Below are 16,835 nucleotides of genomic sequence, written 5' to 3' on the forward strand. Positions count from 1 at the left end.
GTATAATAGCTGTCATAAAATTATAAAAACAAGTTACATTCTCTAAATCCTTTAAATATTATCTTTGTGTGTGTTGTTTAAAAAATTGCTAAGATTTATATATCTCGCTCTGCTAATTCTAGCCATCTTCCAGTCGCCGTATCAATAGATTCAATCAATTGAGCTAATTCCTCTGTTAACTCTTGCATTTTAATAAAGTCACTAGGAGGATTGTTATACAGTATTTGTTCAAGTTTTTCTTTTTTAACCTCTAATTCTGGAATTCTTTCTTCGAGTTTCTTATATTCGTGTTTCTCACTAAAAGACAGCTTACAAGATTGAGTAAACTTTGATTTTTTTAAAAAAACTTCTTTTTCCCTAGTTTTAACTTCTTGTTTTTTATTTTCTTTACCTTTTTCTTCCTGAGCTCTTTTATAATCTAGATAAGTAGAATAATTCCCCGGATACTGACGAATATTTCCACCAGGTTCTAAAGAAAAAATAGTCTCAATGGTACGGTCAAGAAAATAGCGATCATGAGACACCACAATCACACAACCATTAAATTCCTCTAAATATTCTTCTAAAACTGCTAACGTTTGTACATCAAGATCATTTGTGGGTTCGTCTAAAATTAGAACATTAGGCGAACTCATCAAAATTCGTAGTAAAAATAATCGTCGTCTCTCTCCCCCAGAAAGTTTATAAATGGGTGCATATTGTTGATCTGGTGGAAATAAAAATCGTTCCAACATTTGAGAAACAGTAATCACATTTCCGTCAGCAGTTCTAACTAGCTCAGCTACACCTTTAAGATAATCAATTACTCGTTGATTGTTGTTAACGATCAAATCTTCAGAGTGTTGATCAAAGTAACCAAGATGAACGGTTGATCCAATATCTACTGTACCTGAATCAGGAATAACCTGACCCATGATAATATTCATCAGAGTAGACTTTCCGGATCCATTAGGTCCAATAATTCCTACCCGATCCTCTGGACTAAAAATATAAGTAAAATTTTTAATTAAAGTGCGCTCACCGTAAGACTTACTAACTTCTTTTAATTCAACAACTTTTTTGCCAATTCGACGACTAATTGTGGAAATATCTACCTTATTTTGAATTTGTTTATATTCTTTCTCCTGCATCTCTCTAATGCGATCAATTCTAGCTTTTTGTTTAGTGCTTCTAGCTTTTGGTCCTCGTTTAAGCCATTCTAATTCCCTTTGTAAGATTCCTACTTGTTTACGCTGACTACTTAATTCGGATACTTGGGACTCAATCTTTTTTTGTAGATAATAATTGTAATTTCCAGAGTAACTATAAAGATCTCCCTGATCAATTTCTAAGATACGATTGGTTACCTGATCGAGAAAGTAACGATCATGGGTAATCAGCAATAGAGCTCCTTGATAGTGACTCAAATAACTCTGCAACCATTCTACCGAAAGAGCATCAAGGTGGTTAGTCGGTTCATCCATCAGTAGAACATCAGGGTTGGATAACAAGGCTGATGCTAGAGTGATACGCTTGCGATAACCCCCTGATAAATTAGCAATTCTGTCCTCAAAATTTTCAATTCCCAATTGACTTAAGATGATTTTAGCATTGGTTTCTATTTCCCAAGCCTTCAATGCATCAATGCGTTGACTGACCCTTGATAACTGGGCCATTAAAGTTTCTATTTCTTCTGGTTGGTATGCTAGTTGATGTGAGAGTTGCTCATACTCTCGAACTAATTTCATTTGCTCTCCACAGTCAGTAAAGACTTGCTCTAAGACTGTGAGATTTTCATCTAGGCTAGGCTGTTGAGGCAAATAGACAATTTTGGCTCCAGCATTAATCCAAATATCTCCTCCATCAACTGACTCTAACTGAGCAATTATTTTAAGTAAAGTGGACTTGCCGGAACCATTTGTCCCAATTAACCCAACCTTATCCCCTTCATTAAGGCTAAAGCTGATATTCTTAAGTATTTCTTTAATACCAAAGTTTTTTCTAAGTGCTTGCAGGGTAAAAATAGTCATGGAAATAATATTTTGGAGGGGGCAAAATACCCCCACTTATGATCATTCTTCATCCCACGCCTCTACGTTTAGGACTTCGCTGACAGGGTCTTTCATGGTAAATTCAAACTCTAAAAGTTCTCCTTTCCAATAACCCCATTGATCGCCATACAGAAGGGCGAGTTTCCACAAACTATCGTTTGGCTTAAGCACTTTGGACTCTACGAGTGAAGCGACTTTACGCTGAAACTTCACCATTGGATGGGCCACTTGTTGCGTCATAGACTCAATTAACTTGCATTTACTAAATTTTACGAATACTCGTCGGGTTATGCTTCTTGTATGTGGTTATAAATTAGTGTTACTGTATAGACTTAGATAAACAGACAGATCAATAGAGAAGCAATCCTCATGTTCTAGTTTTAGCCTATCTGTTTAATTTTTGCAAGGACTTTCGGGCTAATGTACGGGAATTACTACCACTATCAAAACTTACTAACTCAAAACCAACCTGATTCTAGAGTTTTATGCAACCAACATTGAGCCAATACCCTTATCAGTAAATATTTCTAATAATAAGGCGTGGGGGAATCGCCCGTCAATAATATGAGCAGCCCTTACCCCTTGAGCAAGCGACCGTACACAACAATTGACCTTAGGAATCATCCCACCTGCTACAACACCTTGACTAATTAATTCTCTAGCCTGTTGAATATCCAATTTAGTCAATAAGGTGGAAGAATCCTTATAATCTTGAAGAATTCCTCGAGTATCGGTGAGTAAAATTAATTTTTCTGCTCCTAAAGATGCGGCTATCTCTCCAGCCACCGTATCGGCATTGATATTATGTACTTGTCCTTTCTGATCAGCGGCTACACTCGAAATCACTGGAATGTAACCACTATTGATCAAGGCATTAATAATTCTCGTATCGACTTGATTGACCTCGCCAACAAAACCAACACCTTCTGTGCCAACGTGACGAGCCTTAATTAAGTTGCCATCTTTGCCACATAGTCCAACCGCTTGACCACCAGCCTGGTTAATTAAGGCAACTAATTCTTTATTGACTCGGCCAACCAACACCATTTCTACCACATCCATGGTAGCTGCATCTGTCACTCGCAGTCCGTCTTTAAATTGGGGTTCAATGCCCAGTTTTCCTAGCCAAGTATTAATTTCTGGACCGCCACCATGGACAACAACAGGATGAACACCAACACAGGCTAAAAATACAATATCACGAATAATTTTATCTTTAAGGTAACTGTCCTTCATAGCAGCACCACCATACTTGACAACGACCGTCCGTCCAGTAAATTGTTGGATGTAGGGAAGGGCTTCAATAAGAACTCGGACGCGGGTAGCTTCTACTTCTCCGATATACTCATTTTCAATACTCATAATCGATTACTCATTTTTTAACGTAGCCAGACTAACAGTTTAGGGAAAAAAGCAGCTCACCCCAAGTGTTTTAACAGTGAATTGTAAACTTCTTCACTTAATAACAAGGTTGAATAAGGTTGATGTTTAGTGTTAGAGATTTCAGGAAAAAACTTCACCTAGCCATTCCCTAAAAAATTAAATTTTTTTAGGGAACATTATTGTCTATTTTATTCGTCTTTACCTAGTGTTTTTCTGAATAAGAACATCTTGGATAACAGATTTATTTTGAGTCTAAAATGATACATAGTGGACTTAAAAAGTTTTACTACGATATTATTACTGGAAAAATACGGGACACAACATAAATTGTCACAAAAATCTATAGTCTTAAACTAAACTTTTGACATGAGCCTTTATAATGAGAATATCTTGGTCTATTGTCTCGTAATAAGTTCAACTGGTATTCTAGAGTATCCTCTTTTAGACAATTAAGGACAAGAACGTAAAACCAAGTGTCTTTTCGATTGATTTTAGGTGGTGTGAGATGTTAGAGCGTTTGCTATTAGCTAGCACAGTAACGTGTCTGTTGTACTTTTCCGTTCAAGTAAGTCGATCTTCGGTGAATCCAACACAGACTAATCAGCCCTTTGGGCATGTAAAGTTTGAGAGCTCTTCCTTGCCGACCTCTCCTAGAGCGTGGGCTGATCTTGCCGTTTCCAAGCCAGATTATGTCTTTTGTTAAGTCATTAATCAGGTTATTGTTTGATTCATAATAATAGCTAGTGGGAGGAGAACTTCACCAATCCAGTCTAGGTTTTATAGTTGGTTTTTGAGAAGCATCTCCCTTCCCCAAAATGTCAGTTTTGATTACAGAGATACCTTTAAAGAGTCAAAATTAGGAAGACAATTGTTGTCTATGTAATCAATGTATCTCTCTTTTTCTCGACTACATTTATCTTCGTCCCAACCACAATATCGACTCAGAGTCTCCGTAAGACTTGGTATTAAATTGATTCCATAATTAGAGTGAATGGCAAGAGTGGTACGACGACGCATAATGTCTATCAAAGTGTAGGCTAGTTCATGACGAATTGCATAAACAATTTGAGCTTTGATATCAGGAAGTTCAGGAACAATAGCTGTAGCTAAATCTGGTTCTGAGTCTGTTAACGCCAAAATATCTAATGTTTTTAACCCATACATGGAGAATAAATGATCAATGGTTTGATTAGAAACGCGATCACGATATTCCGTTAAAACTTGTTGCACACGGGGATCACCGGGTAGAATCGAACCTGGAAGAGATTTATTTCCTGTAGGACAAGGAGGAACAGGTTTCCCTTGTCGCTTGAAGACTATGTCGACTATTTCTTCGCCCACTTGGCGATAAGTAGTTAATTTCCCTCCAATTAAAGAAATTAGATTAGTTACTCCTTCTTTGGTGTGATCAAAAAGAATGTGTTTGCGGGTAATACTTCCTGTTTTTTTACCTTCCTCATTAGGGAGAGGGCGCACTCCTGAATAAGTAAACCTGATGTCTTTACGCGAAAGTTGAGCGTTGGGAATAATGTTGTTAGTTTCCCTCAATAAATAGTCAATTTCATCATCGTCGGCCTTAAGTTGATCGAGATTCCCTTTAAATTGTTGATCGGTAGTTCCAATCAAATACATTCCATCCCAAGGCACAATAAAGAAGGGACGACCATCAGATTTAGCCTCTACATAAATAGAGGTATTAGGTGCTCCAACAAAAGGTTCAACTACGATATGACTACCTTTTGTCCCACCAATTTTATTGGTTTTACCGATGGGAGCTTCTTTACTATCTTTCATTCCCAACCGACAGACATTATCAACCCAAGGACCTGTTGTGTTAATCACTATCGACTTGTCATGGACATTAATAATGAATTCTTGGTCTGTCCAATAGTCTTTACAGGTTAGAGATGTAATTCTATTGCCTTGACGGTGTAAGTGAATCACCTTAACGTAACTAAGAACTGTCGCTCCGGCTGATTTAGCTGAGAGAATGTTTTCTAAACACAATCTTTCCGCATAAGTTACTTGACCATCATAATATTGAGCTCCTCCAGTTAACCCATTTGAATCGATAGAAGGAAAAAGTTGTTTAAATTGGGCAGGAGGTAACATTCGATGAGGAGGAAGTGTTTTGTCCGCACTGAAAATATCATAAAGTATCATTCCCGCCCAAATTTTCCAATAGGGACGAGAGCGATCACGGTAGATGGGAATGGTTAATAGTAAAGGTTTGACTAGATGAGGGGCAGTATGAAGGAGAATTTCTCGTTCTTTTAAGGATTCCCGCACTAGAGGGAATTCAAAATATTCTAAATAGCGTAACCCTCCGTGAATCAAACGGGTTGACCAGCTAGAGGTTCCAGAAGCAAAATCCCCTTTCTCAATGAGAATCGTTTTTAATCCTCGTAAGGCAGCATCTCGAGCTACGCCTGCACCATTTACACCCCCGCCGATGACGATCAGGTCGTAGGTCGTTTGTTGAATTTCATTAAAATCTCGCATGATCATCATTCCTTGTTTCTAAATTTCTCAAGAACAATTCTTAGTCAAAATAGCAACTAACAACTCTTTCTTTGTCTCCTTTAAGAAAGAGAAGAGAACTAAAAACGGACAAAAAACTTCCCATATAAAACCAGGTTACTTGTTATAGGGAATCTTCAACTCAATAGATGTTATCTATTAAGTTAAGGAAGTTTCGTGTTTTATGTCTTTAAATAACTTAAACAGACGATTTGCCCAATAGTCAACATCGTAGGTTGTCACAGTTTCATACATTTTAGTCATCCGTTCCTTTTGTTCTTCAGGGGACATGGCTAAAGCTTCTTCTATTGCTTGATCCATACGATCAATTGAGTATGGATTGGTCAAAATCGCTTGAGGAAGTTCAATAGCAGCTCCAACGAACTCGGAGAGAATTAAAATCCCATCTTTACCTTCATGAGCGACAATGTATTCCTTAGCTACTAGGTTCAAGCCATCTCGTAGAGGAGCTGTCCAGCAAATATCGGCGACGCGATAGTAGCAGAATAGATCTTCTAAAGGCAGAGGTTGAGTAAACAGTCGAATGGGAGTCCAATCGAACTTGGCATATTGTCCATTGATGTTCCCTACTAGCTGCTCAATCTGTTTTTGAGCCGTTTCATAAACTCGCATTCCGGTGGCAGGTTGTACACAAGTCATGACAAGGCTGATTTTACCGTGTAAGTCAGGACGACGTTCCAACAAACGACCAAAGGCTTCTAATTTCTCACTATTTCCTTTAACATAGTCCACCCGACCAGCAGCCACTAATAGTTTGCGTCCTTGGAGTTCTTCTCTGATTTGCTCAAGTCTAGTTTTAACTTCCGGTTTATTCAGGACTTCAAGAATATTTTTGGGGTTAGTCCCTACTGGAAAAGCATCAATATTAATAATTTTTCCTTTATGGGAGAGCTTTGTAGTTTGTTCAGGTTCAGCTAGAGCAATTCCCACCGAAGTCATGTGTCCAGCCACTTTTTCTTTCTGGACAATTTCCACTGCTCGCAAACTGCGAACTACATTCACAAAATTCTCTGAATACCGAGGAATATGAAATCCAACCACATCACAGCATAGTAAACTATCCACAATAGCTTCGCGCCAAGGCAGAATATTAAATATATCTACTGGTGGAAAAGGTGTATGGTGAAAGAAGGCGATGCGAACATTCGGCATTTTCTGACGAATATAATGCGGGACTAACCAAAGATTATAGTCATGAACCCAAATTAAGGCATCATCGGCTGCTTCTTTACAAGCAGCATCTGCGAAGAGACGGTTAATTTCTTTAAAATTCTCCCAATCTGATGATTCACTTGTGAAATGCGAAGGAAAAGAATGGAGAATTGGCCAGAATGCTTCTTTCGAGGTAATGTGGTAAAAATGCTTGACTTGATTGGCATCTAGGGGAATACGATAAACAGTATAACTTGCATCTTCTTCTACGGTAACCTGTTCTATAAACGTAGCTTTTTGTTCGGTACTAACCTGCTTCCATGCAATCCAAGTTCCTTGACGGACATTAGTGAAAAAGCTTTTTAGGGTTGGGACAATTCCATTAGGACTTTTCTTTGGTCGGTAGTGAATCTTTCCATTTTCCTCTACCTCATCATAGGGTTCGCGGTGGTATAAAATAACGAGAGATGATTTCATAATCTATACTTTGTCTTTGCTGGTTAGTGTTTGTCGCGAGCTGTTAACTGTCTAGACTCCCAGCTAAATACTCTGTGAACTTTTTTTATTTATTTCTCTTGTTTAGGAGAACATGCGACCTTAGCATGAGTTCACCTGAGCGAGCATTTTGGGAGTTTATTGGTTGCTTGCATATTCGCATACATTTAGGTTAAAGCTCATCGCTTGGGCTTACTTTCGTCACCATGAAGTCCCGACGAAGAGTGTAGCTTTGATTGACTCAATTCACTTGTTTAGTTCAGGATTATTTTTGACTTTATCCTCATAATGAATCAGAAGAAGAAGCCCTCTTGACTTAACTTGTTTATTTGTTTTGTATGGATTATATGTTGATTACTTTAACATAAATTCACAGTGTTGAGTATGAAATATTTAGGTATAAATTGGGGCGTTCTTTATTCTGAGACAAAGACTAATAGTTAATAAACTCTAAAGAATTAATAAAATAATGAAAAATACTCCTATTATCTGGGGAAATAAACCAGACTAAAACTTTTAAACAAAGTCATCTTGACGTCACTCATTATAAGGTGGGACATTATGGTAATTAAAAAGCAATTTTCTAGTTTTAAAAATCTGCTAGCTACTTCCAAAGTTCCTGTGTTGGTCGATTTTTACGCAACTTGGTGCGGTCCATGTCAAATGATGAGTCCTATCTTAGAACAGGTCGGAACTCATCTGAGAGGTCGTTTACAGATTGTCAAAATTGATAGTGATAAATATCCGGGAATATCCTCTCAATATGGAATTCAAGCTTTACCTACCTTAGTTTTATTCAAAAAAGGAGAACCAGTCGAGCGCATTGAGGGAGTGGTTCAAGCGTCTCAACTAATTCAACACTTACAAATTCTCATCTAGATTGTCTATGGTGAGTTATGACCACATAATCGCTGTTAACTTCTAATTTTGATTAAGTTATGGACTCACTTGAAAAACTGAGTTTGCTGCGTTCAGCCTCACTTAATTCAGGAGACTTCCCCATGACTGACTTATATATTTTAATGTACTCGGCAGCAGATTTATCCCAGCTAAAGTTTTGAGACATACATCGTTGCTGAAGTCTTTTCCAATCTTGTTTAAAGCGAAACCCCTCCCAAGCTCGTATCATACAAGTTAAAAAATCTAAAGGTTCATAGCGGTCGAAACAGTATCCGGTTCCTGTATTATTAGCGGGGTCATAAAATGATACTGTATCCACTAGTCCACCAGTACGGCGGACAATGGGAACACAGCCATAACGCATGGCTAACAATTGACTAATGCCACAAGGTTCGAAACGAGAGGGCATTAAGAAAACATCTGAACCAGCATAAATTCGTCGAGAAAGAGCATCATTGTAGAGAAGTTGCACCGACATTCTACCTCGAAAACGAGAGGCTATTTGCCACAATTGAGTTTCATAATAGCGGTCTCCAGTCCCAACAATGACTAATTGAGCATCAGTGTAAGCCATGAACCGATCCAGGATTTGCATCATGAGATCAATACCTTTTTGTTCAACTAGACGAGTCACCATTCCCATCAGTAAAACATTTTTATTTACCTCTAGACCTGTCTCTTCTTGTAACCCAATCTTATTAGCTTCTCGTATTTCTAAAGTATCTTTTGTGAAGGTTTGATATAGAAATTTATCAGTAGTTGGATTATAGTCTTCAGTATCAATGCCATTGAGAATTCCTACTATATTCTCATGAATATGAGAAAGCAAACTTTCTAACTTTTCTCCATATTCCGCTGTTTGAATTTGCTGAGCATAAGTGGGAGAAACGGTAGTGACTCGTCCAGCAAATTGCAAGGCTGAAGCCATAACATTATCCCCCTGCATATACCAAGGACACCATGTTACTTGTTCTAAATAGCCACGCCATGGTCCTTGATAAGCCAAATTATGAATAGTAAAAACTGTATTAATATCGGGAGATTGGTTCATCCAAACAGGGATCATTCCTGTATGCCAGTCATGACAGTGAATGATGTTTGGTTTCCAGAAATTCCAAGCAAACTCAGCTGCCCCATTTGCAAAAAGAGTAAATCGCCAAAATTCATCTTCCCCACGATAAATACGACGGGGAGTAAATGCTGGGTGGCCAAATAGATAGAGTGGAATATCACTATTGGGTAAGGTTGTCTCATAGATAACAAAACTTTGAAACATGGCAAACCCTTGCCAAATAGGAATCGGAGGAACTTCTAACTTATCAGCCAAAAAGCCATAATAGGGTATAAAAATTCGTACATCATATCCTAATCTATGTAAGATTTTTGGTAAGGCACCAACTACATCCCCCATACCTCCAGCTTTTGCGAGGGGTGCGGCTTCTGCCGCAACAAATAAAATCCGCATCTTTGCTCCGTGTATCTTGGCGTTAGTTTTCTGATCGATTATACGAGAGTTGATCCCTATTGAGTTAGTTAAATTTTGAATGGAAGAAATCAACTATTGACTTTTTATTCTTGAAAAGATATGAAGTTTGACTTTTAAATTGTTTTTCCCTACATTTATGAATATTTTCTGTCCATCAAATTTACTAAATAAATTAGTTAATTTTGACTTTTATTAGGTTAGTTATGTTAAATTTTTTTACTTTATAAATTAAAATAACTAATTTTTATTTCTAATAAATTATTGTACTAATTTACACTACTAAATAACTATATTTACATCAAAAATACTAAATTAATTAGATTGTTCTTAATTTTATTCAGTATAATTAATACTATGTCAACTAATTCGGTATTAAAAAATATCATTTCTCTTAGAATAGTGTTGTTCAGGTCATTTGTTCTGAATTTTATAGTCTTGATAAACAATCAAATCAAAGATACCTCTATTTTGTATTCATGAATATTTTATTGTTTATGGTAATCTTAATCAAGATTAATTTTTTTAAAAAAATATAAAAATATAAAAGATAAAAATCTTCTATCTTTAAATTCTAGTAATTAAATTAGCAGTTACTTAACCTAGTTTTTTTCAAAAAAAATACTTAAAAGATCAATTATTGATTTAATAATCAACTTCGTTAAAAATATAACTAGTAAATATAACCTACTTAAATTTTATATAAGTTATGTTTTTTTATAAAAAAAGTAATAGCTTAAGATTATTTAAATATTTAAGACTAATTTTTTTATATAATTGCTAATACAAGTATTTAGTTATAAGTTTTTTGTTTACGTTATTATTAATATTTATTAATGTTTTATTTTCATTATTTTCTTTATACTATTTTTTCAAATTCTTCTCTAAATGACTATTATTTTTATTTAGTTATTTTAGATTTTTTATCATAAATTTGCTTTCAGAAATACCAAATTTAATAGATAAATATTTGTTGCTTTAAACATTTTTAATTTTTTTAAAAAAAAATTAATTTTAAATGAGGTCAAACAATATTTTTAATTTTTACTTATCATATTCTTTTTTTATTTAATTTTTATATAACTAAATTATTTAGTTTAAAATCTATACTATTTTAATTGCCAGAGTTGATTTTTTATAAACTTTAATGGCTTATATTTTATGTTAAAAAACAAGTAAATTATGAATATAAATAAACTTATTTTTTATAAATTAATTAAATAGATATAAAGTTGTATAGGTTTTAAAAAATTACGTTAATAACTCTATAAATTAATATTTTTGTTCGTATTAAAATTACATTTATTATTTTCTTAAAATTTATTTTGATAATAATTAACATTTGGTTTTAACAAGTAAAAATAATTCAAGCCTATACTTCTTATATATTAATAATATAAAGATATTACAAGAAGTCATTAAATTCAATATTTTTTATATTTTTATTTTAAAATAAATATTTTATAAAGTAAGACTTACATTAGGTTTCTTAAAAGATAATTGAGGATAAGATAATACTTCTATATTTTTTTTTAGTCAAATAGTTTATGGACCAATCCGAGCTAGATTGTATCATATGTTCTAAATTAGCCTCAAAAAATTAAGCTTTTTATTTTCTGTGAATTTAATAGTTTTATTTGCTTACTTTCCATGAATAATTTTTATTTATATAGATAAGTTATTAGTATTTTTTTAAGCATCTCAAAACAGAACATAGATCTTATTTATATAGAAGATTTAATTACATAAAATTTCTTAAGAATTAATAATTACATTCCTTATTAATTTAGTTTTTAGGTAAAGTAAGCACTTTAACTACAAAATATAGTACAATGAGACCTTTGGTCCGACGAGATCTAATTTTCTCTTGGTATGGTTCAAATTTCGAGAGTATCAGAATTACAATACTTCGAGATTGACATTATAATGTTATGTACTTATGATATGCTATGTAATATTACATGTTAGGATCAAAATCATATTTTTGAAATGGACACTTATTATAGTGAACTAGTAAGCGACTTTTTCTCTTCATGACTATTTCAACTTCAAACTGTTTTAATCTCAAACTATTTTAATCTCAAATTATTAAGGGTCAAATCCGTAATGAAAAACAATACACTTAACCCTGATTATTCGCACTCCAATAAATCTCAACGTCCTATTCTAAGAATCTCTTTAACCTATGTTTCTCTAGTCTTGTTAGGGATCGGAATAGGAGCTGGAGGAGCTTATACTATTGGTCAGTCTAAATTTTCTGCAAAAACCAGTAACTCTTCAGAAAAATCCCAGATTACTCAATCTTCAGAGCGATTTCTTCCTTCTCAAAATAACGGAAGTTTTGTAACTGATGTTGTTAAAAAGGTAGGGCCTGCTGTTGTTCGTATTGATGCTTCTAGAACAGTTATAAATAGGGTTCCTCCGATTTTTGACGATCCATTTTTACGCCGCTTTTTCAGTTCTGAGATTCCTGGAGTTCCTCAGGAACAAATTGAACGGGGAACAGGGTCAGGATTTATATTAAGTAAAGATGGGAAAATTCTTACTAATGCCCACGTTGTCGCCGGAACAAAAGAGGTAACTGTTACTTTAAAAGATGGCCGTACGTTTGAAGGAAAGGTGTTAGGAACTGATCCTTTAACAGATGTGGCTGTTATTAAAATTGAAGCTAATGATTTACCCAAGGTACAACAGGGGAACTCTGATGATCTTCTGGTAGGAGAATGGGCGATTGCTATTGGTAATCCTCTAGGATTAGATAACACAGTTACAACAGGAATTATTAGTGCAACAAAGAGGTTAAGTTCCCAAGTTGGAGTCGGTGATAAACGAATTGAATTTATCCAAACTGATGCAGCAATTAATCCTGGCAATTCGGGGGGTCCTTTACTCAATTCTGATGGACAAGTTATTGGAATGAACACTGCTATCATTCAAAATGCTCAAGGGATTGGGTTTGCGATTCCTATTAATAAAGCCGAAAGAATTGCTAATAAATTAATTAAAGATGGGAAGGTAGAACATCCATTTTTAGGAATTCAAATGGTGGAAATTACTCCTGAAATTAAAAAGAAACTACAGGAAAGCCAGGAATTAGATTTAACAACAGATCAAGGGGTGTTAATTGCCAAAGTTATGCCAGATTCTCCTGCTGAACAAGCTGGATTAAAAACAGGAGATATTCTTCAAGGAATTGGTGAGAAACGCTTAAATAATCCGGGGGAAGTACAAAAAGCTGTGGAAGAAACTCAAGTTGGTGAGATATTAAATTTACAGATTGAGAGAGATGGAAGCCCTATTAATTTGAGTGTTAAAGTGGGAGTGTTACCTACTAATTAGTTAATTATAAGTAGTAAATTATTTTAAGATTGACTAATCTTTTATATTCTTCTGAAGTCAGAAAATATCATCAATTACTTAGTACTTTTAAAAAAACTCGCCTAGTTTTTGACATGAAAAAGAGCATTAATGGACTTAGCTTTTTTTGGGGAGCGACTTATCCTTTTCGCATCTTAAAAATTCTTAGGACTCATCCTGATCTTTTATCTTATATCATTGTTCCTGTTCTAATTAATGTTATTTTAGGAATTGTTCTTTACTCAATATTATTATTTTTGGGTTGGCAAGTTAGTCAAACAGTAATGGTAAATTTAACAACTTATCTAGATGCAGTTTTGACTAACATTCCTAATTGGTTAAAAACCTTAGAGTATTTTATACTTGGATTAATGTTTTTAGTTAAACTTTTTTTAGGAATTATTTTATTAATTTTAACAGGATTTATTTTAGCTCAATTTGGAGTAATTTTAGGTGCTCCTTGGTATGGAAAGCTTTCAGAAAAATTAGAAAAATTAAGAACAGGAAAAGTAGATATAATAGAAGTTGGAATAATTTTAGATATTTGGCGAGCGATTCTGTTTGAACTCAAAAAATTAGTATTAGTAATTTTTATAGCATTACCGTTATTCTTGTTTAATTTTATTCCCATTGTAGGAACTTTACTATCTACTATAGTAGGAATTGCTGTAAGCATGGTGATTATTTGTCTTGATTTTTTTGATTCAATTCTAGAAAGACGGCGGCTACAGTTTCGTCAAAAATTACAAATTATTTGGAAAAATTTACCAGGAAGTGCAGGGTTTGCTTTAGTTTGTTTTTTGTTAATTAGTATTCCTTTAGTGAATTTATTAACTATTCCTTTTTGTATTGGTGGAGGTACTTTATTTATCTGTGATAGCGTTTTACTAACTGGAACATTACCAGATAAAAATTAACTTAATAATATCCTCTATAAGTCTTGTAATATATGAATTATTATGTTTGTAAATTATGTGCTCACTGGTATCTATATTTAGATTTTAAGCTAATCATAAACCGTAATTATATAGATAGTCATATTCAGAAGATTTATATGTAAATTACATTTTACCAATTTGTTTATATCCGTAATTTTAAATGTTTAAACTAGTTTAATGAATGATATTTCAAAGTTTAAAAAAATTACCATTGCCCATCATATAGAATTTAGGGATAATGACAGTTTGTATTTATTGTGGATCAACTAATAAAAAATTTTATCACAACAATAGATTGACTATTAGAAGTTTTTATTAGTCATAAAAAGCTATATATTTTTTATTAAAAATAAATAATGAATACTTAAATATTCAGATTTAAAATATCTCAAAATGTTTTAAATAGTGACATGAATAATGTAGCTTAAAAAATAGAAATAACGCTCAAAAATTTAGGTAAATAATTATGAAATAATTGAACCATAAAAAGGTTTTTAATTCATATAATTGTTATTATTAAATAATAACAATTTTAATATTTAAATTTAGTTAATTTTTAATATATAACTATTAATTTTTTTAGAAAAAATATAGCTATCTACTTTTTAAAAAATTTGTTTTATCGTGTCAGTTTTTTACTTTTTATTTGGACGACTACTTTATATCTTTCAAGAAATTATATCTAAGCTCACGGGTAAATACCTAACTTCTAATATTAGATTTTTATAAAGAAGCTAATTTTAATAAATAGAAAAGATTGGTTTTTTAATTTGTTGGTAAAAAGAATCAATAAAATTATACTAAATAATATTTAAATAAGTTACCTAGTTGTAGAAAATTTGCATGTCAATTCTCTACAACTGGTCAAAAGTTTTAACCAGTTTTTTTAGATACAATTTTTTTAAAATTGATTACAACGACTAATCAATATCATGTCACTACCCTGTAACTTTACAATAAAGGAATATTAAAAATAACTATCAATAAAGCAATGAATAAGACTGAAAGAGCCCCAAGTAATTTGCTAAGTAGCTTTTACCTCTATTTATTTGATAAAGGAAATCATCATTAGATATTTAAAAAACTAAGAATTCACCTCATTGAATTTCACTACATAGCGGAAGTATCTTTTACCTGATGGACTTTTAACACCTATCGTGGAGGACTTAAATCGATAGAATAACTACAGCCATTTAATAAAAAGCAATGAAATGGTAATCGGGGAACTCTTTATTGAAAAGATTAGCGTCAGGAAAAAATACAAATTTGTTGTTAAAAATACTGCAATTAAAAAATTAACTTCTACAGTTATCAACTATAATCACATCCTAGAGTATAGCTTCTAGAGTTACTGGTTTATCTTAATATCTAGAACGACCAAACATTGATTAGATGAAAGGGCTAAGACCGATTCTTATGATATTCTTGTTCCTGTCTATGAGATCTATTTAGGGTCATGGTTGCACACCAGTTATGATCTTACTCCTAACGTCGGTTTTACAGCACTCGTTTCCCACAAGCCCGGAGGGCGTTTTCTAACCTACCGTGAATTAGCAAATAAATTAATTCCTTATGTTAAAGAAATGGGCTGTATCTATATTGAACTTCTTCTCGTGACCGAACATCTTTTCAATAGATTTTGGGGATATCAAATGGTGTGCCATGATGCTCCTATTTCCCGTCGATATAGTCGACGGGAAATAGGAGCATCATGGACTAGATTCCAAGGCATTTTTCTAAAGACCTCAATGAGTTAGCCATGTTTGACGGAACTCCCTTGTACAAATTATTATGACTCTCGCAAAGGAAAACATTAAGGACGTGAACCTTAGTTTTTAACGGACGCAATGAAGTTCACAATTTATTGATTGCTAACGCCTTATATTTAAGGTTATAATTGTCAAATTAATGATGTTCAAATGGACGCAGAAAACTCAATGTTATATTTTGATTATAGTTGAGAACTCAATCAATAGATTTCTAATCAATACTAAGAAACAACAATATCAAGACCACGTTTTATTAATTAATAAAACGTGGTCTTGATATTCTCTAGGAATTTTGTTCATTGCTGAAAAATCTACTGCTTGGGATGATGTTGCACCTCACCCCACTAGCATTGACGGACTAGAAATCAATTTTGGATAGAATATAAATTAGAACAATGATAAGATATGGCATTTCCAAAATATATTCCCAAGATAGCTCGAATTATCATAAACAAATTCTCTTTAGTCTTCGGTATGCTTTCAATAAGAATTTTATGATTGCATTCTCACATGACGGAATAGTTCATAAAAAAAGCTATTTTTTAAAAAAAGTCTGGCAATTAGTGAACAGGAGTTAGCTAACTTACGCTTGTTATTCACCTATCTATTTACTCATACAGGAAAGAAAACTTTGTTTATGGAGATGGAATCTAATGAAATCTATAAATAGAAGGTAACTGTTTGTAACTTTGACCCAACATATTATCGAAATCTGTCAATGACATTTACATATTTGGCCTTTTACTCTAAAAGTAGAGGACTACCGCTTTAGACACCGTAGTATTTA

10 protein-coding genes are annotated in these 16,835 nt (G+C 33.5%); 4 read left to right on the forward strand and 6 right to left on the reverse strand.

What is annotated here, in order from left to right; genetic code table 11:
* Positions 1 to 95 precede the first annotated feature (95 nt).
* From RGRSB_RS00880 to ggpS, 5 genes are all read right to left on the reverse strand, one after another.
* Positions 96 to 2,009, reverse strand: coding sequence for an ABC-F family ATP-binding cassette domain-containing protein (locus tag RGRSB_RS00880; RefSeq protein ID WP_119260899.1), 1,914 nt, complete (start codon positions 2,007 to 2,009; stop codon positions 96 to 98).
* Positions 2,010 to 2,051: 42 nt separating this feature from the next.
* The gene (locus RGRSB_RS00885) at positions 2,052 to 2,270 is read right to left on the reverse strand and encodes a DUF4327 family protein (protein WP_044105787.1); all 219 of its coding nucleotides are present in this window, start codon (positions 2,268 to 2,270) and stop codon (positions 2,052 to 2,054) included.
* A 243-nt stretch (positions 2,271 to 2,513) separates the two neighbouring features.
* Entirely contained in the window at positions 2,514 to 3,392 is an 879-nt protein-coding gene (gene argB, locus RGRSB_RS00890) for an acetylglutamate kinase (RefSeq protein ID WP_119259424.1), read from the reverse strand.
* An 849-nt stretch (positions 3,393 to 4,241) separates the two neighbouring features.
* Complete coding sequence (gene glpD, locus RGRSB_RS00900; protein WP_119259426.1) at positions 4,242 to 5,915, reverse strand: glycerol-3-phosphate dehydrogenase; 1,674 nt, start codon at positions 5,913 to 5,915, stop codon at positions 4,242 to 4,244.
* 177 nt (positions 5,916 to 6,092) lie between these two features.
* Entirely contained in the window at positions 6,093 to 7,583 is a 1,491-nt protein-coding gene (gene ggpS / locus RGRSB_RS00905) for a glucosylglycerol-phosphate synthase (RefSeq protein ID WP_119259427.1), read from the reverse strand.
* A gap of 579 nt (positions 7,584 to 8,162) precedes the next feature.
* Between ggpS and trxA the strand changes: the two genes are divergently transcribed.
* A complete protein-coding gene (gene trxA, locus RGRSB_RS00910; RefSeq protein ID WP_119259428.1) occupies positions 8,163 to 8,480 on the forward strand; it encodes a thioredoxin in 318 nt (105 codons plus the stop codon).
* A 52-nt stretch (positions 8,481 to 8,532) separates the two neighbouring features.
* Here trxA and glgA read toward each other — a convergent pair whose 3' ends face one another.
* Positions 8,533 to 9,966 carry a glycogen synthase GlgA gene (glgA, locus tag RGRSB_RS00915; protein ID WP_119259429.1) on the reverse strand — a complete coding sequence of 478 codons (1,434 nt, stop codon included), beginning with the start codon at positions 9,964 to 9,966 and terminating at the stop codon, positions 8,533 to 8,535.
* Positions 9,967 to 12,090: 2,124 nt separating this feature from the next.
* Between glgA and RGRSB_RS00920 the strand changes: the two genes are divergently transcribed.
* The 3 genes from RGRSB_RS00920 to RGRSB_RS00930 all read left to right on the forward strand — a co-directional run bounded on the left by RGRSB_RS00920 (position 12,091) and on the right by RGRSB_RS00930 (position 16,036).
* The gene (locus RGRSB_RS00920; RefSeq protein WP_119259430.1) at positions 12,091 to 13,323 is read left to right on the forward strand and encodes an HhoA/HhoB/HtrA family serine endopeptidase; all 1,233 of its coding nucleotides are present in this window, start codon (positions 12,091 to 12,093) and stop codon (positions 13,321 to 13,323) included.
* A 113-nt stretch (positions 13,324 to 13,436) separates the two neighbouring features.
* Positions 13,437 to 14,258 (forward strand): EI24 domain-containing protein, encoded by an 822-nt coding sequence (locus RGRSB_RS00925; protein ID WP_119260900.1) that lies wholly within the window; start codon positions 13,437 to 13,439, stop codon positions 14,256 to 14,258.
* Between the two features lie 1,481 nt (positions 14,259 to 15,739).
* Positions 15,740 to 16,036, forward strand: coding sequence for a hypothetical protein (locus RGRSB_RS00930; RefSeq protein ID WP_119259431.1), 297 nt, complete (start codon positions 15,740 to 15,742; stop codon positions 16,034 to 16,036).
* Positions 16,037 to 16,835: the final 799 nt, after the last annotated feature.

The organism is cyanobacterium endosymbiont of Rhopalodia gibberula, assembly GCF_003574135.1.
GTDB lineage: Bacteria > Cyanobacteriota > Cyanobacteriia > Cyanobacteriales > Microcystaceae > Rippkaea.

Coding starts and splice junctions, on each gene's coding strand:
- RGRSB_RS00880 (WP_119260899.1), bottom strand. CDS start 2,009: ATGACTATTTTTACCCTGCAAGCACTTAGAAAAAACTTTGGTATTAAA.
- RGRSB_RS00885 (WP_044105787.1), bottom strand. CDS start 2,270: ATGACGCAACAAGTGGCCCATCCAATGGTGAAGTTTCAGCGTAAAGTC.
- argB (WP_119259424.1), bottom strand. CDS start 3,392: ATGAGTATTGAAAATGAGTATATCGGAGAAGTAGAAGCTACCCGCGTC.
- glpD (WP_119259426.1), bottom strand. CDS start 5,915: ATGCGAGATTTTAATGAAATTCAACAAACGACCTACGACCTGATCGTC.
- ggpS (WP_119259427.1), bottom strand. CDS start 7,583: ATGAAATCATCTCTCGTTATTTTATACCACCGCGAACCCTATGATGAG.
- trxA (WP_119259428.1), top strand. CDS start 8,163: ATGGTAATTAAAAAGCAATTTTCTAGTTTTAAAAATCTGCTAGCTACT.
- glgA (WP_119259429.1), bottom strand. CDS start 9,966: ATGCGGATTTTATTTGTTGCGGCAGAAGCCGCACCCCTCGCAAAAGCT.
- RGRSB_RS00920 (WP_119259430.1), top strand. CDS start 12,091: ATGAAAAACAATACACTTAACCCTGATTATTCGCACTCCAATAAATCT.
- RGRSB_RS00925 (WP_119260900.1), top strand. CDS start 13,437: ATGAAAAAGAGCATTAATGGACTTAGCTTTTTTTGGGGAGCGACTTAT.